A 22,084-nucleotide genomic window follows, 5' to 3' on the forward strand; every position below is an offset into this window, starting at 1 on the left:
ATTGGTGAACGCAGTCTACCCTTCATTTGCACCGCACAACAAAAAGGGCCTCTTTCGAGACCCTTTAAGCCCACACCTCATGTGGCTATTGCGACCCTTTAGACGGGTTTGGACAATTGATCCAGAATCGCTGGGTTTTCCAAGGTGGAAACATCCTGTGTGACTTTTTCGCCCTTGGCCACCACGCGCAACAAACGGCGCATGATTTTCCCGGAGCGTGTCTTGGGCAGGTTGTCTCCAAAGCGGATTTCCTTGGGCTTGGCGATCGGACCGATTTCCTTGGCGACCCAGTTACGCAGCTCCTTGCCAACGGCAATCGCGTCGTCCCCTTCGGGCCGGGCACCCTTGAGAACGACAAACGCCACCACGGCTTCGCCAGTCGTATCATCGGGACGTCCAACCACCGCAGCCTCCGCCACCATGGGATGGGCGACCAAAGCGGACTCCACTTCCATCGTACCCAAGCGATGACCGGAAACGTTCAGCACATCATCGATGCGACCCATGATCCAGAAACAACCATCTTTGTCGCACTGCGCGCCGTCGCCAGCCAAGTAATAACCGCCAAGCTCTGGCGGGAAGTAGCTTTTCACGAAACGATCCGGATCGCCCCAGATGTTGCGGATCATCGAAGGCCAGGGGCGCTTGATGACGAGGAATCCACCATGACCAGCCTCGACATCCCCCCCTGCTTCATCCACGATCGCGGCCGTAATGCCAGGCAAACGCGTCGTGCAAGAACCGGGTTTCAGAGGCGTTGCGCCCGGTAAAGGCGTAATCATGTGCCCGCCAGTTTCAGTTTGCCACCAGGTGTCGACAATCGGACAACGGCCACCCCCGACATTATTGTGATACCACATCCATGCTTCAGGATTGATCGGCTCCCCGACTGAACCCAGCAAACGCAGACTGCTGAGGTCGTAGGACTTGGGATGATGGGCGGCGACAGCTTCTGAGGCTTTGATCAGCGAGCGGATCGCGGTGGGCGCCGTGTAGAAAATCGTTGCCTTGTGGTCCTGAATCATTTTCCAGAAACGTCCGGCATCAGGATAGGTTGGCACACCCTCAAAAACAATTTGTGTCATACCCGCCGCGAGTGGTCCATAAGCGATATAGGTATGACCTGTCACCCAACCCACATCGGCTGTGCACCAGAAGACATCATTGGCTTTGGCGTCAAACACCCACTGCATGGTCATTTTTGCCCAAAGCAGGTAGCCGCCCGAGGAATGCTGCACGCCCTTGGGCTTGCCTGTCGAACCTGAGGTATACAAAATAAACAGTGGATGCTCGGCGTTGACCGGCACGGCTGGACACTCTTTCGCCTGCTTTTCTGAGAGCTCATGCATCCAGATATCGCGCTTGGCATCCCAGGCGACCTTGCCGCCGGTACGCTTATAGACGATCACATGTCGCACCGCCTCGCAGCCGCCCATGGCTAGTGCCTCGTCCACCGCCGGCTTGAGGGGGATGGCTTTGCCACCTCTCATCTGCTCATCCGCGGTGATCACCAGACTCGCACCCACATCAGTGATGCGCTCGTGCAGACTCTTGGAAGAAAAACCACCAAACACGACCGAATGCGTGATGCCCAGGCGCGCGCAGGCTTGCATCGCGACAACAGCCTCGACGGACATGGGGAGGTAAATAATCGAACGATCGCCCGCTTTGTAACCCAGCGATTTCAACCCATTGGCGAACTGGCACACGCGTTCGTACAATTGCTGGTAGGTCACCTTTTGAACGTCGCCGCTATCTGACTCAAAGATGATCGCGATTTTGTTGGCATTGCCATTTTTTAGATTGGCATCCAGACAGTTCGCTGAGACATTGAGCTCACCATCACCAAACCACTCGTAAAAAGGCGCACGCGACTCATCGAGAACCTTGGTGAAAGGCTTTGCCCAGTGCAGATGCTCACGGGCTAGGCGTCCCCAGAACCCCTCAGGATCACGATCAGACTCCTCGAGTAAAGCCTGATAACCGGCAGCCTGAGACACATTGGCCTGCTTAGCGAATTCCGCTGGAGGCGGAAAAACGCGCGTCTCGATCATTACTGATTCAATCGAATTAGACATGGAAGGAAGTCTCCTCTTTCATCCTGAAGGAAGTGGGTGTTGTATGAGCGTGAGGCAATAACAATTAAATTTTCAACGCAGCAATTCCAGCGGCGGCAACCTGTGCATCCTCATGGGACTGCACGCCTGATACGCCAACTGCGCCGATGGTGACGCCATCGACCAGAATCGGCAAACCGCCCTCAAGCATGCCCTGCAGCAAAGGCGCGGACAAAAAGGACATACGGCCCTTGTTGATCACGTCTTCGTAAATCTTGGATTCGCGCGCGCCCATGGCGGCTGTGTGTGCCTTGGCTGGCGCGATGTAAGCTGAAATGGTGTTGGCACCATCCAGGCGCTGCATCCCAAGCATATGGCCACCATCATCGACGACCGCGATCGTCACGGCCCACTTGTTTTGACGGGCATGAGCTTTAGCTGCTTCGAGAATCAGCGAAACATCGGCATCTGTCAGTACAACTTTTGTTTTCATAATGAATCCTTAATTTGTTCAAGTGCACTTGGGTCTTCAATCGTGGTGAGGTCGCCCGGATCACGTCCCTCGCATACAGCCACAATAGCCCGGCGCAGAACTTTACCAGACCGCGTTTTGGGCAGAGCTGTGACGAAACGCACACGTGCAGGACGGGCGACCGGACCGAGCTGTTCGTCGACACGTTTCATAATGTCGCCTTCGAGTTTCATCGCGGCAGCAGGATCAGCATACGCGGCTGAATCCCGCAGCACGGCGAAGCCCATGGCGACTTGCCCTTTGAGCTGATCCGCGACTCCCACCACGGCCGACTCGGCTACAGCAGGATGGCTATTGATCGACTCCTCGATTTCTCGCGTGCCAAGACGGTGCCCTGCCACGTTGATGACATCATCGGTACGCCCAAGAATGAACCAGTAGCCTTCTTTGTCAACCAGACCCCAGTCAAACGTCGAATACACCTTTCGACCCGGGATGGAGGAGAAATAGGTATCCACGAACCTCGCGTCATCCCCCCAGATGGTCGTCATTGCCCCAGGGGGCAAGGGCGGGACAATCGCAACCACGCCCTTTTCATCCGGACCGAGATCTTCGCCCGTTTGCTCATTGAGCACACGGACATCAAAACCATAAACAGGAAAGGAAGGACTTCCAAACTTGGTCTGGACATGTTCGATACCGGGTTGGGCGGCCAAAATCGGCCAGCCGGTCTCGGTTTGCCAATAATTGTCGATAATCGGCTTACCCAAGCCGTCCGCGATCCATTGCGCGGTGGGTTCATCCAGTGGCTCACCCGCCATATACAAGGCTCGCAAACTGGACAGGTCATACTTTTTAAGCAAAGCGGGATCCTGCTTTTTCAGGACGCGGATCGCTGTGGGAGCGGAAAACATGGTGTTGACCTTGAAGCGCTCAACCAGACTCCAGAGAATCCCGGCATCCGGGCGCACCGGTGTCCCCTCATACAAGATCGTGGTCTGTCCCGCGATCAGCGGGCCATACACAATATAGGAATGCCCGACGACCCAGCCAATATCGCTGGTGCATAGATACGTTTCGCCCGGCTGACCATTAAAAATACGTTGCATGGATGAGGCAAGCGCCACCGCATAGCCACCTGTATCACGCTGAACGCCTTTTGGTTTGCCGGTTGTACCGGAGGTGTAGAGCACATAACTAGGCGCGGATGACTCCAACCAGGTCACAGGGACCTCCACCCCGTCAAACTGTTTGCGTAAAGTGGCATAGTCCAGATCGCGTCCGGGGACAGGCTCAAAGGGGAAGAGCCCACGATCCACCACGATTACTTTTTCAGGCGGGCGTGTGGACAAAGAAATAGCTTTATCCATCAATGGCTTATAAGGGGTGACCTTGCCACCCCGGGAGCCGGCGTCTGCGCAAATAATGACTTTGGGCGATGCATCGTCGATGCGCTGCGCCAAATTGACCGATGCAAATCCACCAAAGACGACAGAATGAATTGCACCTAAGCGCGCGCACGCCAACATCGCGAACACGGCCTCAGGAACCATTGGCATGTAAATCAAAACCCGATCACCCTGCCTGATACCCTGAGCGGCCAGCATCGCGGCAACCGCGTTCACTTCCTGGTAAATTTGGCGACGAGTGTAGATTTTCTCTTGCTCAACCTCAGTGGACACCCAGATCAGCGCAGGCTCGTCGGCCTGGGACTCGAGCCAACGATCTATCGCGTTGAAGCATAAATTCGTCTGTCCGCCGACAAACCACTTAGCAAAAGGGGGATTGGAGAAGTCTAAAACCTGTTCAAAGGGTGTTTCCCAATGGACAAGTTCTGCCTCTTTTGACCAAAATAGATCCCTTTCGTGAATGGAACTGTGGTGGGTGCCTTTGATCGCCTGCATAGTGTCTCCGACTGCTTTTTTTGGAATTTTGAAGCATTTTGTACTACTATTGTGGCAGGTCAAGCTTGCACGAGCCTTTCCGATCGCTATTTTTTTGATGACAAATTCAGAACGATGACAGCAAAACCCACCGGACAAACAAGCACGTTTTCAATGTTACGCACGCTGCAAAGCGCTCGCGTGGCTTTGGTGTGCCTGGGAGTTGCGGTGTTGACGGGTTGCGCGCAGGATGGTTCTGGAAGCGGCTTGCGATCAGGATACGACTGGCGTAACTCTTCCGATCCGATTGGTGCTTTTGCTGCGGGACCTAAGTACGTGGCAGGTCTGGGGGTGATTGACCATCCTCTGGCCAATCAAGCACTCAATCAGCTCGGTATTCGCTACAAATGGGGCGGAAAATCTCCAGAAACCGGCTTTGATTGCAGCGGCCTGATTGTTTATTCAGCCCAGCGCTCTTTGGGTCTGAAGCTCCCTCCCCGAGCCGATGACATCGCCAAATTTGGTGATACGGTGAACAAAAAAGACCTCCAAGTCGGCGACCTCGTCTTTTTTAATACCTTGGGTACGCGCTATTCCCACGTAGGCGTTTATCTCGGTCAGGACAAATTCGTTCACTCCCCCACGCGCGGCAGCGTCGTCCGTATCGAGGACATGACGCAGCGTTATTGGACGGCCCGTTATACCGGCGCTCGCCGTCTAGATCCGACCTTGATCGCATCGCGCTGAGTTCGCGCACGTACACAAACCACACTGTTCGAGCGCTTGCTGCATCGCGCACACAGATCGACGGCACGCAACCACCCTGACACCTGACTTCTGTGCCGCATTTCTGAACGTTTTCATGACGTTATGGCCTAGGAAGTCCGTCAAGAGAATGACGATTTCGGTGCCGCTTGGCAAAGCGAGTGTCTTTTTCTGATGCGCCGGATCCCGGCCGCTGATGTGGTGGGTGATAGAAATATTGTGACCGCGCAGCAAATCCGGAATATTTCCCAGACGATCTGCGCCCACAACCACAGCGCTTAGCGCAGGTCGCTCAAGCCGCCCCCCTTTTAGGGCCGAACCCTTGATGCCCGGACCATCGAACGCTTGCCTGCCGAAAACTGGAATCATGTCTGTTCCTTAAAAATGAAAACAGACTAAATGATAATGATTCTTATTTAAATAGCAAGCGTAATAATACTCATTCTTGTTTGTTTTCGATCAAATTCCTGACCCGCTCGGCGTCCAGCTCAGGATTCAGCATCGAAATAAAGGTGTAGACGTAGTCCCGCAAGAACACTCCGGACTTCAACGCGACTTTTGTCGTTTGCTGACCGAACAAGTGACCGGCAGGCAAACTCACCAGGTGTCCGTCACGCGCGGGCTCATAGGCCATCCCCGCGATAATGCCGATGCCGAGACCGACATCCACATAGGTTTTAATCACGTCGGCATCAATCGCCTCCAGCACGACATCGGGCCGAATACTTTGCGCTTCAAAGGCACGGTCAATCGAGAGACGTCCGGAAAAAGCCTTGTCATAGGTCACGATCGGATAGCTCGCCAAATGCTCAAGCGTCAGTTCGAAACCCTTTTTTTTCGCCTGATCGGCCAAGGGATGATCGGGCTTGACGACAACGGAGTGCTCCCAGATGTAGCAAGGCATCGTCTCGAGCCCGGGGGTCAACGCCAGCGACTCTGTCGCCACAGCAAGATCGGCTTGGCCGCTCAAGACCATCTGCGCAAGTTGGGGTGGACTGCCCTCAGCCAGCGAGAGATGCACCTTGGGAAAATGTTTACGAAATGCGGGAATCACCTTGGGCAAGACATAACGCGCCTGCGTGTGCGTGCAGGCAATCACCAGACTGCCCTCGTCACGCCGGGCAAACTCGTCACTGACTTTTTTCAGGTTGTCGATTTCCTGCATGATGCGTTCAACGACTTGCGAGACGGCTCGGCCGGGTTTGGTTAAACCTTTGATCCGCTTGCCATGGCGTTCAAAAATCTGCACACCGAGCTCATCCTCGAACTCAAGAATCGCCTTAGAGACGCCTGGTTGCGAAGTAAACAGGCTGCGGGCCGCCTCGGTTAAATTGAAATCCCGGCGGATGGTTTCACGGACAAACCGAAACTGCTGCAAATTCATATGAAATCTCCTGTAAACACGATTATAAGTAATATAGGAAATAATCTAAATAACTTTTTGGAATAAGTTATTAAGAAGATCGTGATGTGAGCTTTCAAAACATGCGAGATAATCAAAGCATTCTCTTGTTCACATCATTTCGTTTCTCAACAGGCAGGACCTATGGACTTCAGCACGCACGTCACCGTCTCCCCCCATCAAATCAAAACCGCAGCGCTTGCGATCGGTGTGTTCGCCGATGGCGTTTTGAGCACCACAGCCGACATCATTGACCGCGCGAGTCAAGGCGCCGTCCGTGCCGTCGTGAAGAGCGAATTTCAGGGCCGTACAGGCAGCACACTGATTCTGCGCGACCTCACGGGTGTGACAGCCACGCGCATCGTACTGGTTGGTCTGGGCAAACAAGCGGACTACAACGCCCGGGCTCAAGCCGCTGGTGAGCGGGCATTTGCACAGGTTTGCGTTCAGGCACGCTTGACCGAGGGCACCTCCTGCCTTGCGGGAATTGCTTATGGCACCAGTACCGCCCGAGATCGCGCCCGAATCGCAGCATCCTCAGTCGGAGAAGCCAGCTATCATTACGACGCAAGCTTCGGCAAACCCGATCCCGATGCGCGACCCAAGCTCAAAAAAGTCTCACTGCTTGTGGCCAAAGCTGATCAACATGCTGCCAACGAGGGGTTAAAAGAAGGTCGGGCCCTCGCCCAAGGGATGTCGCTGGCGCGCACGCTCGGCAATATGCCCGGCAACCTATGCACGCCCACTTATCTGGGCGACACCGCAAAAAAACTCGGTCGCGAATTCAAAAGCATCAAGGTGAACGTTCTCGATCGCAAACAAATCGAAGCGCTCGGCATGGGTTCCTTCCTGTCAGTCGCAAAGGGTTCGGCAGAACCACCGCGTTTCATTGTCATGCACTACAAGGGCAAGGACGCCATCAAAAAGACCGCCAAAAGCAAAGGTCCTATTGTGTTGGTCGGCAAAGGGATTACCTTTGACTCCGGTGGAATCTCAATCAAACCCGCCGGTACGATGGATGAGATGAAATTCGACATGTGCGGCGCAGCCAGCGTGCTCGGCACCATGCGTGCGATCGCTGAGATCGAACTGGCCGGCGAGGTGATTGGCCTGATTCCCGCCTGCGAAAACTTGCCAAGCGGCACCGCGAACAAGCCTGGTGACGTTGTCACGAGTATGTCCGGTCAGACCATTGAGATTCTCAACACGGACGCCGAGGGTCGGCTGGTACTGTGCGACGCACTCACCTATGCCGAGCGCTTCAAGCCCTCAGCGGTCATTGACATCGCCACGCTGACTGGCGCGTGCGTCACAGCCTTGGGCTCTGTCAACTCCGGCTTGTTTTCAACCGATGACGCGCTGGCCGATGCATTGCTCGCCGCGGGTAAACAGGCACTTGATCCTGCCTGGCGCATGCCGCTGGACGACGCTTACCAAGAGCAGCTCAAATCGAACTTTGCGGATATGGCCAATATCGGTGGTCCGCCAGCAGGCGCTGTGACCGCAGCCTGCTTCTTGTCACGCTTTACCAAGTCCTACAGCTGGGCACACCTCGATATCGCGGGTACCGCCTGGCGGGGTGGCAAGGATAAGGGCTCGACGGCGCGTCCTGTCCCGTTACTCGTGCAGTACCTGCTGAATCAGGCTTAAAACCAAGACCATGGCGCGCATTAATTTCGCTTTTGGAGCGGTCGAGCGCATCTCTCAAGCCTGCCAGACGACTTTAAAACAGTATCTGGCAGGTCAAAAGCTCATCGTTTACTGCAGCGATGTCGAGCGCCTGCGTCAGTACGACCAAAAACTCTGGGCGGTGAATGATGCGGCGTTTGTCCCGCATGTCTGGGTCAATGATCCACTTGCGGACCAAACGCCTATTGTTCTGGTCGCACAAGACCTGGAGCGGACGTTGGAGAACACGTCATCCGAAACCTGGTTTCTCAATCTTGACGATGCTTGTCCGCCCACCTTTGGCGCACTGACTCGCGTACTCGAAATTGTTTCTGAAGATCCTGAAGACAAAGACGCAGCCAGGCAGCGCTGGCGCACCTACCAAGCCGCCGGTCACGACCTCAAATCCTACTCTCTGCAAAACACCCTGCAGTCGCAGGACTGAATAGCCCCACAATTTTGAGGAAACCTAGCCTTTCAGGGAACTGTAAGGTATGCTTCCGGTCATAGACTCTGGGCTGGTTAAAACTACCAGAGTCCCATTATGAGAAAGGAGATTTAAATGAATGATCCGCGTCCCACACTATCCCACAGCCCTTACCAGACTGGTGCTGGAGAGGTCGTGCGCAACCGGGTTTTGCGCAACACTTACTGGTTGTTGGCGCTTTCACTGATTCCTACTGTTCTGGGCGCTGCTGTCGGCATGTACAGCGGCCTGAACGAAGTCATGGCCACCAGTCCAGGCATGACAGCGATCGTCTTTCTGGTCGGCGCCTTCGGTCTGATGTTTGCGATCGAAAAAAATAAAGAAAGCTCTTTGGGCGTTGGTCTGCTGCTGTTGTTCACGTTCTTCATGGGCCTGATGCTCTCGCGCATGCTGGGTTTCGTTCTGGGCATGAGCAACGGCACATCGCTGGTCATGTTCGCCTTTGGTGGCACGGCGATCGTATTCGGCACCATGGCTACGCTCGCCACGTCGATCAAGCGTGACTTGTCGGGTCTGAGCAAGTTCATGTTCATGGGCGTCGTGATCTTGTTGCTCGCCAGCCTGGCCAACATCTTCTTGCAGATCCCTGCTCTGATGTTGACTGTGTCGGTGCTTGCGATCGTGATCTTCTCGGCATTCATGCTGATTGACTTGCAGCGTGTGGTCAACGGTGGCGAGACGAATTATGTCTCCGCGACTTTGGCGATCTACCTCGACGTCTACAACGTCTTTGCCAACCTGCTTGCTATCCTTGGTATTTTTGGTGGCAGCCGCGATTAAGTCTATTGATCTGGTTGGTTGGAGAGGCCCACTTCGGTGGGCCTTTTCTTTTTTCCTCTTTTAGCTTGGAGGGGGTGCCTGACCGTGACAGACCGAAGCTTGGTCCGGGCTTTGCCCGGACTGCCCTGCGCCCGCCTTGAGTGCATCGCACAACACCCGAACTCGCCCCGTCGGGGCTCAGACACGGGCGTTGTTGACACGATGCACTCTGCTTTGGGCTTGGCTGCGCTAACGGTCTGTCACGGTCAGGCGCCCCCTCCGTTGAAGAGCTCGCAAAGCGCAGTGAAAGGCATCACCTAAAGAGTCTAAGGTGTTTGACAGTCAATAAGACAATCTAGTCGGTTTCACTTTTTGTTAGATCGAATTCACTTTTTGTTAAATCAAATTCATTTTTTCTTATTTAGAAATGCAGCAAAGGCGGCTTGGGCCTCATCGGATTTCAACCTTTCGTTGAAATGAGCCCATTCGTAGTCAAACGCAGCGTGAATTTTTGGTCGAAGGGTGTGCTTAAGCATGCGCTTGGAAGTTTGGAGAGCCTCTGGCGGAAGCGCGGCAAGTTCGCGCGCTGTGTGTTGGGCGACCTGAAGTGCCTCGCCAGGTGCACAAAGCTCTGTAATAAAGTCGGCATCCAGAGCTTCTTTTGCACTAAATGGTCGGCCACGTAACAGCCAGTCCGTGGCTCGACGAACGCCAACAATTTGCGCCATCAGCATGCTGGAGGCACCCTCAGGACATAGACCGAGCGGGACGAAGGGAATCTTAAAAGTGACATTATCCGCCGCATAAATAAAATCGCAGTGCTGTAACAAAGTGACACCAATCCCGATTGCACTCCCTTCAACCGCGGCGATCACTGGTAAATCACAATCTGCCAGACTGCGAAGAAATTTGATTCCGGCGCTATCCCCATCCGGCCTCGGTCCTTGAAAATCCTTTAGATCATTACCTGCAGTGAAATAGTTGTTGGCGCCAGTCAACACAACAGCCCGGACATCCTTGTCCTGACCTGCCCCCCAAATCTGTTCAGCCAACCCAAGATACGTCGCCACATCCAAGGCATTCCGACGCTCAGGACGATTAATCGTCAACGTCAATACCCCATTAGCCTTTTCAGCCAAAACCGTTTGAGTCATCAAATACTCCAAAAAAATTCACTATCAACTTGTAGCCCAAAAAAACAAGAAAGACACCAATAAGGCCTCTCTTTATGTGTTTGACCTTTGGCGTCTAGCTCTTGAGGGTGGCGAAGGGGCGCCAGACCGTCAGCGCAGCCAAGCCCGCCTGAGAATCAGCGCGCTAACAACGCCCTACTGTCTGAGCCCCAACGGGGCGAGTTAGGGCGTTGTGCGATGATTCCCAGACGGGCGCAGGGCAGTCCAGGCAAAGCCTGGACCCAGCGTCGGTCTGGCGCCCCTTCGCCACCCTCAATAGCCATCAATAGCCAACAAGAGCTTTCAAAAACAATCAAAACCCAAACCCTCCAAACCAACAAGATCTCTTGACGCTCCCAACAACCTCATGCCAAGCTAACCCACTCAAAAGGAGATACAACATGTTGACCGTAAAAACTGACGATGGCGTTGATCTAGTCTACGAGACCACAGGCTCGGGCACCCCGATTGTTTTTGTCCACGAATTTGCCGGACACAAAGAAAGCTGGGAACCACAGGTGCGTCACTTTTCACGTCAATACCAAGTCATCACCTACAACGCACGCGGCTATCCCCCGTCTGCCGTCCCACCCGAAGTTTCCTCGTACTCACAGAATCGCGCCGTCGCCGACATTATTGCCGTGATGGATCATTTAAAAATCGATAAAGCCCACATCGTCGGCTTATCCATGGGCGGATTTGCGACATTGCATTTTGGCCTGCAACATCCCCACCGCGCCTTGTCCTTGTGCGTGGCAGGTTGCGGCTACGGTGCAGAACTCGAACAACAAGAACAGTTTAAAAAAGAAGCCGAAGCGAGCGCGGACATGTTGCTCAAACAAGGCATGAAAGCCTTCGTCGATAAATACGCACACGGTCCCACGCGCTTGTCGTTTGAACGCGCCGACCCACGCGGCTTTGCCGAGTTCAAGCAACAGTTCTATGGACATTCAGCACTCGGCTCAGCCAACACACAACTCGGTGTTCAGCGCGAACGTCCATCACTTTACAACCTGAAAAGTCAGCTTGCCAAACTCACCGTCCCCACCCTGATTTTGAATGGCGACGAAGACTGGCCTTGCCTAAAACCCGGCCTCATGCTCAAAGAAACGATTCCATCGGCCGCGTTGGCGATATTGCCCAACTGCGGACATACGATGAACATTGAAATGCCCGATGAGTTTAATCACGTATTGGGTAACTTCCTCGCGCATGCCTCAAGCGGTCGCTGGCCCATGCGCGATCCTCGTGCCATGGTCGCCTCCATCACTGGCATCAAGGACTAAAGTTGCCCGCAATGAGACTCACGCTTGCCGAAAACTTCAGAGCGATTTTTTACACGCCGTTTTATCTGCTCAAAGCCTTGGGTCTGGCCGAGCAAGCAGGTCTCACTCTGGAATGGTTGCCACCTGGATCACCAGGTGGTGCCATCGACGCAATCAAAGAGGGCCGCGTCGACCTGACCTGGGGCGGTCCCATGCGGGTCATGAAAGATCACGATACGACCCCCGCCAACGGACAATCCCTCTTGTGTTTCGGCGAAGTCGTCTCGCGCGATCCGTTTTTTTTGCTTGGTAAAAAGACACTCGGACGTTTTGAGCTGGCACAGCTCAGGCAACTTCGCATGGCACTCGTCTCTGAAGTGCCGACCCCCTGGCTCTGTCTGCAGGCAGATCTGCGAGACCTTCGCTTAAATGTGCGCGAGATCGAAAACTCGCTCAAACGCGGCTTGAGTATGCCCGAACAAATTCAGGCGCTAAAAGCAGGAACACTCGATGTTGCACAACTCTTTGAGCCACTCGCCAGCGAACTGTTGACCGATCCTGATTACCAAGTGCTCTACGCCGCGCATACGCGTGGTCCCACCGTCTACACCACCTTGATTTGCTCAAGGAATGGCTGGGATCGGCACCATCAAGCCTTCACCCTACTCAACCAGGTACTGGGCGAACTCCAAACATGGATGCATGCCCAAACGCCTGCGGCGATTGCCAGTCAGGTCCGGAGTTTCTTTCCGGAGCTCAGCCTGCAACTTCTCGAAAATTCAATGAGCCGCTATTTGCAAAACGGCATCTGGGCAAGTTCGCCCAACATGTCGCAACCAGGCTTCGACCGATTGTCCTACAGCTTGAATAGCGGCGGATTTATCCGTACACAGATTGATTTTGCCTCCTGCGTCACCCCCTTAGACCAACCAAGCACCTAGCCTCTTACGGAGTCCCACATGATTACTTCCCGTCTCCTCAAATGGCTCGCAGCCTCTGTTGCCGGTATCGGCCTGATCCACAGTGCCGCATACGCACAGTCACCCGCCCCCTATCCGAATCGACAGCTCCAGCTGATCGTCCCCTTCCCCGCTGGCGGACCGACCGATATCGTCGCCCGCCTCTATGCCCAGCAACTTTCAAAACTCGCGGGGCAGCCTGTTGTTGTAGAAAACATGGCCGGCGCCGCAGGCATGATCGGCACCCAGAATGCCGTGCGCGCCGAACCCAATGGCTACACCATTCTTTTCAGCACAGCCAGTACAAGCGTGATCAATGAAGTCGTGCAAAAGAAAGTCCCCTATAACTTTCAGCGCGATTTTTCCATGATAGGACTGATCGCTGACGCACCGCACGTTTTGGTCATTGGTCCCTCTGTTCCAGCCAACAATGTGGCTGAACTCATCGCGCTAGCTAAAAAAGAACCTGGCAAACTGAGCTATTCCTCCGCGGGCACAGGCAGTATTGTTCAGATGGGCGCCGAACTTTTCCGCACCAAAAGCGGCATCGAGCTGATGCACGTTCCTTATAAGGGTGGTGCGCCCGCAACCATGGCTGTTTTGCGCGGAGAGGTGAGCCTGAATGTCAATGATTTGAGTACGTTCAAATCTCAGATTGCAGAAGGCAAACTCAAACCGTTAGCCGTCGCGCACACGAGCCGCCTCAAGCCTTTGCCTGACGTCCCTACATTTATTGAGCTAGGGATGCCCGAGATTGTGTCGAGTTCCTGGTGGGGCATCGCAGTACCCACCAAAACACCCGCCGCGATTCAGACCAAACTGCGCGAATGGAATCAGCAAATTGTCACCAACCCCGAGTACATCGCGCGTTTAGCTGATATGGCTTTTGAAACCATCAATATGACGCCTGAGCAGACCAAGGCGTTTATCGATGCAGAAATCAAAAAGTGGCAGACCGTCGCAAAAGCCGCCAATATTCAGTTAGATTAAAAGTCAGATAAAAAAGGGTGCACCCGCTCAGCAGCGCGGTGCACCGACTACTCTCTTAGGCCGTCAATCCTACGGTCATGCCCCCGCAGACATACAGCAGTTGTCCGGTCAGGAAGCCTGCCTTGCGATCAAGAAACATCCGGACCACGTGGGCGATTTCCTCGGGCTCGCCAAAGCGCCCCACAGGAATCGACTCCGCGATCTTTTTAGTCTGAGGTAAATCAGGCGGGTTGCTCGCTAAAAACAACTCGGTCGCAATCGGACCTGGAGCAATTGCGTTGACGGTAATTCCGTCTGCGGCGGTTTCCAGTGCCCAAGTACGCGTCATTCCCGCCAGACCCGCTTTCGTGCCACCATAGATTGTCCGTCCGGACTTTCCGAGTGCGGCGCGACTACCGATGTTGACGATGCGACCAAACTTGTTCGCACGCATCGCCGGCAAGACTGCCTGCGTCATGATCAGGGGCGCAATCATGTTTAAAGACACCATGTCGTCGATTTGTTCGAGCGTGATGTCCTCGATCTTACCGATATGAATCATTCCGGCGTTGTTGACGAGATTCAAGATGTCTTTTTTGGCTGCCCAGTCAAAAGCGGCTTCACGCGCGCGCTTGGGGTCTCCCAAATCGACGGATTCGAAAATTTCCCCTGGCAACAACTGTGCAGGTGCAGTGCGACTGAAGTTGATGACCTCGTAGCCATCCTCAATCAGTGACTGCACCACAGCGCGACCGATTCCCCGGCTGCCGCCGGTCACAAGTGCTGTGGTGCCTTTCATCTTATTGCGCCTTGATGTCACGTTCTTTGATCAGTTTGCCCCACTTGGCACGCTCGCCTGCTTCAAACTTGGCCAGGTCAGGGCCAAACAAGTTGCCGGGAACAGCTGCCAGTCGCTCATAGGCCTTGATGACTTGTTCAGACTTAAGTCCCACACGCGCAGCTTCGATCAGCTTGTCCATCACAGGCTGAGGTGTGCCCTTGGGCGCATAAATCGCGAACCAGGCGGTCACGTCAAAACCTTTGACGCCATCTTCCGCAAAGCTAGGCAGCGTTGGCAACATTGGCGAGCGCTCCAGTGACGTCACGGCAATGCCACGCACGCGCGAGCCATCTTTGATCTGGGCGATCGAGCCAGACAGATTGTCAAACAGCAGATCGATCTGTCCGCCGATCAGGGCAGGCATCGAAGCTGAAACGCCTTTGAAAGGGACGTGCAGGAGCTCAACGCCGGCCATCGCTTCAAAGTATGCACCCGTCAGGTGTGGTGACGAACCAATACCTGGCGTACCATAGCTGAGCTTTTTATCCTTGGCTGCGCGAGCGGCCGCCAGGACGTCACCGAGGTTTTTCCAGGGTGAGTTCGCAGCCACAACCAACACGTTCGGTGTGGTCGAGACTAGCGCGATCGGCACCAGATCGGTGGCCGGATCAAACTGCATCTGGGTGTAGAGGAACTGGTTAATCGCTTGGGTACCGATGGTACCCAAACCAATGGTGTAACCGTCTGGTTTGCTGCGTGCGACCTGAGTCAAACCAACGTTTCCGGCCGCACCTGGCTTATTTTCAACAATCACAGGCTGTTTTAGTGTGGTTTCCATCGCCTGGGCGATTGAGCGGCCAAAAATATCTGCGGCGCCTGCAGTTGGATATGGAACGACCAAGGTGACTGGGCGTGTCGGGAAATTCTGGGCGTGGGCAACGCCAAACATCGCGGCACCTAGTGTGAATGCCGCCGCGATCGCGCGGATAACAAAACGCGTTGACTTCATGGGATCTTGCTCCTTTAGATATACGCCTTCGGGGAAGCGCTCGTCGTTCGTGAAACTCAAATCAAAAGTACGTAAATAAGTACTATAGTAATAGTTCTACAAGATCACTATAGCAGTACCGCGTCTTTTGCTGCACAAAGTCCACTCGAGGCAACCAATGTATTTTTCAGAACGTATGGCCGCACTGGCCAAAAGCCATGGCCAGCACCCTGCCCTCATCGATCAGGATGTGCCAACCACTTTTGCCCAGCTGCATGCGCAAGCCCAGCAACTGGCCGGTAATTTCTCCAAGCTTGGCATTGGCCCCAAGGATCGGGTCGCAGTCTGGCTGCCCAATTGCCTGGCGTGGCTGCAAACCTTTCTGGCGTGCGCCCACCTGGGCGCGACCGTACTCGCTGTCAATACACGTTTTCGTAGTCAGGAGGTTGCGGATATTGTCGGTCGCGGCAAAGCGGACTGGCTGCTGATGTGGCCAGATTTCAAAGGCATCGCATTTGCAGATATTTTGGCGGATGTGCCGACAGAAGTCTTATCCAGGCTGCACGCCATCATCACCCTGGGTGACACACAGGGTGCGGCCACCCAGGCCATCGCCGCGCGTGGCTACAAAGTCCTCGGCTACAACGCCTTGCTTGATACGCCGAGCGTCGCGCCCCCAGCTGCTGGAAACACCGGTGTATTGTGTTTCACCACGTCAGGGACAACCTCGCTGCCCAAGTTCGTCTTGCATGATCAAGCCACTTTAATCAAGCATGGCGAAGTCATGCAACAAGCTTATGGTTACGATTCCAGCAGCCGCATCCTCGCCAGCGCGCCGTTTTGCGGAGCTTTTGGCTTTGCGACCTTGACAGGCGGACTCGTGACAGGGTGCACCACAGTGAGCGAGCCCGTATCTGATACGCACAGCACACTGGCGCAAATCCGCAAACATCGCGTCACCCACACCTATGCCAACAACGAATCGATTCTGAAACTCTTTGAAACCGCACAATCGCCCGCAGATTTTGAAAGCTGCAAACTATTTGGTTTCGCCAGTTTCTCACCGGCCATCAACAGTCTGCTCGAACAAGCCGAGCGCAATCATGTTGAGCTGACGGGTCTGTATGGCTCAAGCGAACTCCAGGCACTTGTCGCCGCGCAACCAACCAAAGCCAATGAAGGTGACCTCAGCGTGCGCTATCTGGCCGGTGGCCGGTTGATTCACCCCGAGGCGCGCGTGAGGACCTCTGATCCCGAGACCGGTCAGATACTCAAACAGGGCGAATCAGGCGAAATCGAAATTTTCAGCCCCAGTCGCATGGTGGGCTATCTGGATCAGCCTGAAGCGACGGCAAAAGCCATCACCGCAGATGGATACTTCAAGACGGGTGACCTGGGTTATGCGGTGAGCGAGCGTCAATTCGTATTTCAAACACGCATGGGGGATTCGATGCGACTGTCCGGGTTTTTAGTCAATCCCGCCGAAATCGAACAAGCAGTGGAAAAACTCCCTGGCATCCAGGCATGTCAGGTCGTAGGTGGCACCCTGGGTACAAAAATTCTACCTGTCGCCTTTGTCATTTTGCGCGACGGTGCAAAAGCTGATCCAGCCGGCTGGACTCAGGAATGCAAGCGCCTGATGGCAGGATACAAGGTGCCGGTTCGTTTCGAGGTTGTCACAGTATTTCCCTCCGTCGAAAGCGCCAACGCAGTCAAAATCCAGAAAAATAAATTACGCGAAATGGCGGATGCTTTGCTCGCTGCCCACGCATGAAACACGCACCCGGCCTCCTCTACGCGAGAAGTCCACAACCCTTGTATTTACAAGTGGCCGCGATTGTGCGGCGAAACATCGAACGCGGAGTCTGGCCGCGCGGCGAACAAGTCCCTGCCCTGGAAACTCTGGTCGAGACACTCGGGGTCTCACGGGCGACGGTCAGACAAGCCTTTGGACTCTTGGAGCGCGAGGGCCTGATCCATCGGTCCAGAGGGTCGGGGACTTATGTCAATGAGCATATCCCTCAGACACATCGGCTCACCCTTCCAAAAACCTGGGCCGATACCGTCGCCCTCTCCAAAGAACTCGGCACCACCACCTTGATGGAGTCCAATGCCGATGTTCCACTGCCGCTCCTAGGCATGGAGTGCCCTTATCAGACCGACGGGCGCTTTCAATATCTGAGACGGATACACACGACCTCGACAGGCCCATTCTGCTACACAGAGGTTTATCTGGAGCGAAATATCTACCGTCAGCATCCCGCACGTTACCGTCACTCTACCGTGGCCCCCGTTCTGGATGAACTGCACGGTGAAGCGCTGACCCATGCCGGACAACTACTCACGATCATCGAAGCGGGTGCCGACTCGGCCGAGGCCTTGCATCTTCCCCTGTCCGCTCCCGTCGCGGAGTTACGCCGCTATGCCTGCATCGGCGAACAAGTCGTGTATTTAGCGCGTCTGGAAATTCCGACACGTTATGTGCAAATGAAATTTGATCTTCTTGGAAATCAATAAATGTTTAATCCCGATTCGCTGAAGTTACCCTTTTTCGATGACAGTCATCGCAGACTCTACGCAGACGTCAAAGCCTGGGCAGCGGCGGCCCTGACAAACAGAGTGCATACTGGCAGCGTCGATGAGCACTGCGTCAAGCTCACCCGAAAAATGGGCGATGCAGGCTGGTTGCGCTACTGTGTCCCAGCAGAATACGGTGGCGCACTCCAAGATCTGGACTCGCGCAGTCTGTGTCTGTTGCGCCAGGCGCTTGGCTACTACGATGGTCTGGCAGACTTTGCTTTTGTGATGCAGGGATTGGGCAGCGGACCGATTTCTCTCTTTGGCTCAGAGGCGCTCAAGCAAAAATATTTACCTCATGTCGCCTCCGGAAAAATGCTGGCGGCTTTTGCCTTGTCTGAACCCGATGCAGGCTCCGATGTAGCCGCCATGAGCACCCGTGCCACCCGCACAAATCAGGGCTATCGTTTGAACGGTGTCAAAACATGGATCTCCAATGCCGACATCGCTGACTTCTACACAGTGTTTGCCCGGGTGGAAAACGATGAGGCTGAAGGCGTCACCGCTTTTGTGGTCGATGCCAATACGCCTGGGCTGCAAGTCACTGAGCGCTTTGATGTGTGTGCTCCACACCCGATTGGCACACTGACTTTTACGGATTGCGAAATCCCGGTTAGTCAGCGGATCGGACAAGCGGGCAAGGGCTTCAAGGTCGCCATGCAAAACCTCGATGTCTTTCGCGCCTCGGTGGGCGCAGCAGCCCTGGGATTTGCCGAAGCGGCACTCGACATGGGAATCGCGCGCGCCAGCTCGCGCAAGATGTTTGGCGCGACGTTGGCGGATCTGCAGATCACGCAGGCGGCGATCGGCGACATGAGTACGGAAATCGATGCCTCGACTTTGCTGATATATCGCGCGGCTTGGGAGCGCGATGTCCTCAAACAACGCACAACGAAATCAGCCGCGATGGCCAAGATGTTCGCCACCGAGTCCGCACAGCGTGTGATCGACCGATGTGTACAGTTGCATGGAGGCCTGGGCGTCAAAGTCGGACATCCGATGGAAATGTTGTATCGTGAAATCCGGGCGTTACGTATTTATGAAGGTGCGACCGAAGTCCAGCAGGTCATCATCGCGCGTGAAACAATGAAAAACAAAACTGGAGAGATATGAAAATGAACGGTTCAGAAGCTATGGTGCAGACCCTGCTCGCAGGCGATGTGGATGTGTGTTTTGCCAACCCCGGCACCTCGGAGATGCATTTCGTTTCCGCCCTGGATCGCGCACCAGGCATGCGCTGCGTGCTGGGTTTGTTTGAGGGCGTCGCGAGCGGCGCCGCGGATGGTTATTACCGCATGGCGGAAAAACCAGCGGCCACGCTTCTGCATCTGGGACCTGGTCTGGGCAATGCGCTGGCCAACATCCATAATGCCAAACGCGCCTACTCTGGCATGGTCAATATTGTCGGCCAGCATGCGTGGGATCACATCCACAACAATGCCCCGTTGAACTCCGACGTCGAAGCGGTCGCACGCCCCATGTCCAACTGGGTCAAAACCACCATGTCCGCTGCGGCAGCGCCTCTGGATACCGCCGAAGCAATCTCTCAGGCCCGCAGCACTCCAGGCCGCATCGCGACCTTGGTGCTACCTGCAAACTGCGCCTGGGAGCCCTCCGACCCAGGACACTACTCCACAGCGCCTGCGCAAACGGCTGCCGCGCCCCTCAATGACACAGTGATCGCACTGGCCAGACTTTTGTCGGACCGCAAGACTGCGGAGGCGACGACTTTACTCCTCGGCGGTCGCGCGCTGCGCGCACGCGAAGCCACACTCGCTGGCAAAATCGCTGCGCACACTGGTTGCAAACTGGCGTCCGAACCGCGCAACCCTCGCATGGAGCGCGGGCGTGGACGCGTCAACGTCACCCCCCTGCCTTTCCCTGTCGATGGGGCTGTCGCCATGCTCAAAGACACCAAACATCTGGTTTTGGTGGGCAGCGCGCCTCCGGTGGCATTTTTTGCCTACCCAAATAAGCCACGCATGATCAAGCAACCCGATTGCGAGGTCCATACACTGGCCACGCTCACACACGACATCGAAGCAAGCTTGCAGGCACTGGTCGACGCTCTTGGCGCACAAAACACCGCGCCTGCCCAGCTCTCGACGGGTCCCATCATCACAGACTTGCCCACCGGCGCACCTGTTCCTGAACACATTGGTACGGTGATCGCAGCGCTTTTGCCTGAAAACGCCATCATGGTGGACGAAGCGGTCACCACCGGTCGCCAGTTCGCGAAAGTCACGCCTCAGGCTGCTCCGCACGACTGTATCGATATCACGGGCGGCGCGATTGGCTGGGGCATGTCGGCAGCAGTCGGCGCCGCAGTCGCGTGTCCGGATCGCAAGGTCTTCGCTTTTCTGGGCGATGGCAGCGCGATGTACACGGTCCAGGGTCTCTGGTCGATGGCACGTGAAAATCTCGACGTGACGGTTGTGATTTTTGCCAATCGCTCCTACAAAATCCTCCGCGGCGAACTCGCCAACATGGGAGGGCCTGAAGCCGGTGAGAATGCCCGCCGGATGCTCGATCTGGATCGGCCTTATCTGGATTGGGTATCGATCGCCCGCGGTCATGGCGTGCCAGGCGTACAGGTCAACACACTCGAGGGTTTTGCAGATGCCCTGCGCATCGCCGCGAAAGAAAAAGGTCCTCGACTGATTGAACTGGTCATGTAGAGCGGAAAATTTAAAACCCTTAAACACCCTAAACACCCTAAACCCCCTCACCACCATAAACACCTCAAACCACGCGAACCCCGCAGGCACCTTAGGAGCCCAAAACATGAAATGCTATTGCGTCATGAATTTCAAAGAGCCGCTTGGCTTAATGGAAATGGAAACACCGACGCCTGTGGGCACACAGGTTCTCGTGCAAGTGCGTGCCGCAGGTGTGTGTCATAGCGACATTCACTTTTGGGAAGGCAGTTACGACCTTGGGAATGGCCGCAGTTTGTTACTCAAGGATCGGGGCATCAAGCTGCCCATGACGATGGGTCACGAGACCGCAGGCACCGTTGTGGCCATGGGTCCCGAAGCAACAGGTGTCGAGAAAGGTCGCAACTATCTTGTGTATCCGTGGATTGGCTGCCGACAGTGTCCGGCCTGTCTCGATGGCCTGGAAAATCACTGTTCCAGCCCGCAGTACCTGGGCGTACAAAGACCGGGAGGTTACGCGGATCACCTCCTTGTGCCGCATCCCCGCTATCTGATCGATATCGCAGACATGGATCCGGCCGTCATCGCACCCTATGCATGCTCGGGGCTGACGACCTATAGCGCGCTCAACAAAGTCGGTGCCAATATCTATCAGAAGCATCCCATCGTGATCATGGGCGCGGGTGGGCTGGGCTTGATGTGTCTGGCTCTGGTCAAGGCCTTGAATGGCGTGGGCGCGATTGTCGTGGATATCGATCCGGCCAAACGTCAGGCCGCACTTGAGGCCGGGGCACTCGCAGTGATCGATGGTGCGGCACCCGATGCTGCGCAACAAATCATTGCGGCCAATGGCGGCAAACTCGTGCAGGCCATGATCGATCTGGTCGGGGCGCCCTCAACGACATCTTTGGGTTTCGATATCCTGATCAAGGGCGGCAAGCTTGTGATTGTTGGTTTATTTGGTGGCGGCGCCTCTTGGCCGATTGCCTTCATCCCGATGAAAGCTTTGCAAATCCTTGGCAGCTACACAGGGTCACTGGCCGAGCTCAGAGAGTTGTTACAACTGGTCAAGGACAACAAGATCACGCCCATTCCCGTACACAAACATCCGCTTGCGGAGGCTGACAAAGTCTTGACTGCCTTGCGCGAAGGCAAAGTCACAGGACGCGCGGTACTGACGGCTTAAGGGGCTTAAGGGGCTTAAGGGACTTAAGGGACTTAAG

Annotated in this window: 21 protein-coding genes; 13 read left to right on the plus strand and 8 right to left on the minus strand. The window is 55.1% G+C overall.

The window, feature by feature from the left end:
* Positions 1-98 precede the first annotated feature (98 nt).
* From acs to QWY30_RS06315, 3 genes are all read right to left on the minus strand, one after another.
* The gene (gene acs, locus QWY30_RS06305; protein WP_290239268.1) at positions 99-2,078 is read right to left on the minus strand and encodes an acetate--CoA ligase; all 1,980 of its coding nucleotides are present in this window, start codon (positions 2,076-2,078) and stop codon (positions 99-101) included.
* Between the two features lie 64 nt (positions 2,079-2,142).
* Positions 2,143-2,550, minus strand: a complete 408-nt coding sequence (locus QWY30_RS06310) for a GlcG/HbpS family heme-binding protein (RefSeq protein WP_290239270.1) — start codon at positions 2,548-2,550, stop codon at positions 2,143-2,145.
* A complete protein-coding gene (locus tag QWY30_RS06315; RefSeq protein WP_290239273.1) occupies positions 2,547-4,433 on the minus strand; it encodes a propionate--CoA ligase in 1,887 nt (628 codons plus the stop codon). The genes QWY30_RS06310 and QWY30_RS06315 overlap by 4 nt, the downstream gene beginning before the upstream one ends.
* 114 nt (positions 4,434-4,547) lie before the next feature.
* Between QWY30_RS06315 and QWY30_RS06320 the strand changes: the two genes are divergently transcribed.
* Complete coding sequence (locus QWY30_RS06320; protein WP_290239275.1) at positions 4,548-5,159, plus strand: C40 family peptidase; 612 nt, start codon at positions 4,548-4,550, stop codon at positions 5,157-5,159.
* On the opposite strand, the gene QWY30_RS06325 is transcribed toward QWY30_RS06320, so the two are convergent.
* Positions 5,130-5,444 carry a DUF2325 domain-containing protein gene (locus QWY30_RS06325; RefSeq protein WP_290239526.1) on the minus strand — a complete coding sequence of 105 codons (315 nt, stop codon included), beginning with the start codon at positions 5,442-5,444 and terminating at the stop codon, positions 5,130-5,132. The genes QWY30_RS06320 and QWY30_RS06325 overlap by 30 nt on opposite strands.
* A 172-nt stretch (positions 5,445-5,616) precedes the next feature.
* A complete protein-coding gene (locus tag QWY30_RS06330; RefSeq protein ID WP_290239277.1) occupies positions 5,617-6,561 on the minus strand; it encodes a CysB family HTH-type transcriptional regulator in 945 nt (314 codons plus the stop codon).
* Positions 6,562-6,723: 162 nt separating this feature from the next.
* On the opposite strand from QWY30_RS06330, the gene QWY30_RS06335 reads away from it, so the two are divergent.
* From QWY30_RS06335 to QWY30_RS06350, 4 genes are all read left to right on the plus strand, one after another.
* Positions 6,724-8,229, plus strand: coding sequence for a leucyl aminopeptidase (locus QWY30_RS06335; RefSeq protein ID WP_290239279.1), 1,506 nt, complete (start codon positions 6,724-6,726; stop codon positions 8,227-8,229).
* Between the two features lie 10 nt (positions 8,230-8,239).
* Positions 8,240-8,692 carry a DNA polymerase III subunit chi gene (locus QWY30_RS06340; RefSeq protein ID WP_290239280.1) on the plus strand — a complete coding sequence of 151 codons (453 nt, stop codon included), beginning with the start codon at positions 8,240-8,242 and terminating at the stop codon, positions 8,690-8,692.
* Positions 8,693-8,809: 117 nt separating this feature from the next.
* A complete protein-coding gene (locus QWY30_RS06345) occupies positions 8,810-9,514 on the plus strand; it encodes a Bax inhibitor-1/YccA family protein (RefSeq protein ID WP_290239282.1) in 705 nt (234 codons plus the stop codon).
* Positions 9,515-9,598: 84 nt separating this feature from the next.
* On the plus strand, positions 9,599-9,814 hold the full coding sequence (locus QWY30_RS06350; RefSeq protein ID WP_290239285.1) for a hypothetical protein: 216 nt from the start codon (positions 9,599-9,601) through the stop codon (positions 9,812-9,814).
* Between the two features lie 86 nt (positions 9,815-9,900).
* Here the strand turns inward: QWY30_RS06350 and QWY30_RS06355 are convergent, their stop codons facing one another.
* Positions 9,901-10,647: an enoyl-CoA hydratase-related protein gene (locus QWY30_RS06355; RefSeq protein WP_290239287.1), complete on the minus strand. Its 747-nt coding sequence runs from the start codon at positions 10,645-10,647 to the stop codon at positions 9,901-9,903.
* Between the two features lie 419 nt (positions 10,648-11,066).
* Between QWY30_RS06355 and QWY30_RS06360 the strand changes: the two genes are divergently transcribed.
* Genes QWY30_RS06360 through QWY30_RS06370 form a run of 3 tightly spaced genes read left to right on the plus strand, consistent with a single transcriptional unit; the run spans position 11,067 to position 13,879 of the window.
* A complete protein-coding gene (locus tag QWY30_RS06360; RefSeq protein ID WP_290239289.1) occupies positions 11,067-11,951 on the plus strand; it encodes an alpha/beta fold hydrolase in 885 nt (294 codons plus the stop codon).
* 11 nt (positions 11,952-11,962) lie between these two features.
* The gene (locus tag QWY30_RS06365; RefSeq protein ID WP_290239528.1) at positions 11,963-12,871 is read left to right on the plus strand and encodes an ABC transporter substrate-binding protein; all 909 of its coding nucleotides are present in this window, start codon (positions 11,963-11,965) and stop codon (positions 12,869-12,871) included.
* A gap of 18 nt (positions 12,872-12,889) precedes the next feature.
* Complete coding sequence (locus tag QWY30_RS06370) at positions 12,890-13,879, plus strand: Bug family tripartite tricarboxylate transporter substrate binding protein (RefSeq protein WP_290239291.1); 990 nt, start codon at positions 12,890-12,892, stop codon at positions 13,877-13,879.
* Positions 13,880-13,934: 55 nt separating this feature from the next.
* On the opposite strand, the gene QWY30_RS06375 is transcribed toward QWY30_RS06370, so the two are convergent.
* The gene (locus tag QWY30_RS06375) at positions 13,935-14,657 is read right to left on the minus strand and encodes an SDR family NAD(P)-dependent oxidoreductase (protein WP_290239293.1); all 723 of its coding nucleotides are present in this window, start codon (positions 14,655-14,657) and stop codon (positions 13,935-13,937) included.
* Position 14,658: 1 nt separating this feature from the next.
* Complete coding sequence (locus QWY30_RS06380) at positions 14,659-15,648, minus strand: Bug family tripartite tricarboxylate transporter substrate binding protein (protein WP_435433369.1); 990 nt, start codon at positions 15,646-15,648, stop codon at positions 14,659-14,661.
* Between the two features lie 157 nt (positions 15,649-15,805).
* Here QWY30_RS06380 and QWY30_RS06385 point away from each other — a divergent pair, with 157 nt between their 5' ends.
* The 5 genes from QWY30_RS06385 (at position 15,806) to QWY30_RS06405 (ending at position 22,047) form a co-directional block, all read left to right on the plus strand.
* On the plus strand, positions 15,806-17,401 hold the full coding sequence (locus QWY30_RS06385; RefSeq protein ID WP_290239295.1) for an AMP-binding protein: 1,596 nt from the start codon (positions 15,806-15,808) through the stop codon (positions 17,399-17,401).
* Positions 17,398-18,144, plus strand: a complete 747-nt coding sequence (locus tag QWY30_RS06390; RefSeq protein ID WP_290239297.1) for a GntR family transcriptional regulator — start codon at positions 17,398-17,400, stop codon at positions 18,142-18,144. Before QWY30_RS06385 ends, QWY30_RS06390 begins: the two co-directional genes overlap by 4 nt.
* Positions 18,145-19,317, plus strand: a complete 1,173-nt coding sequence (locus QWY30_RS06395; protein WP_290239299.1) for an acyl-CoA dehydrogenase family protein — start codon at positions 18,145-18,147, stop codon at positions 19,315-19,317.
* A gap of 2 nt (positions 19,318-19,319) precedes the next feature.
* Complete coding sequence (locus QWY30_RS06400) at positions 19,320-20,882, plus strand: acetolactate synthase large subunit (protein ID WP_290239301.1); 1,563 nt, start codon at positions 19,320-19,322, stop codon at positions 20,880-20,882.
* Positions 20,883-20,988: 106 nt separating this feature from the next.
* Entirely contained in the window at positions 20,989-22,047 is a 1,059-nt protein-coding gene (locus QWY30_RS06405) for an alcohol dehydrogenase (RefSeq protein ID WP_290239303.1), read from the plus strand.
* The last annotated feature ends 37 nt before the right edge of the window (positions 22,048-22,084 follow it).

This window comes from Zwartia panacis (assembly GCF_030410395.1).
In the GTDB taxonomy this organism is placed as follows: domain Bacteria; phylum Pseudomonadota; class Gammaproteobacteria; order Burkholderiales; family Burkholderiaceae_B; genus Zwartia; species Zwartia panacis.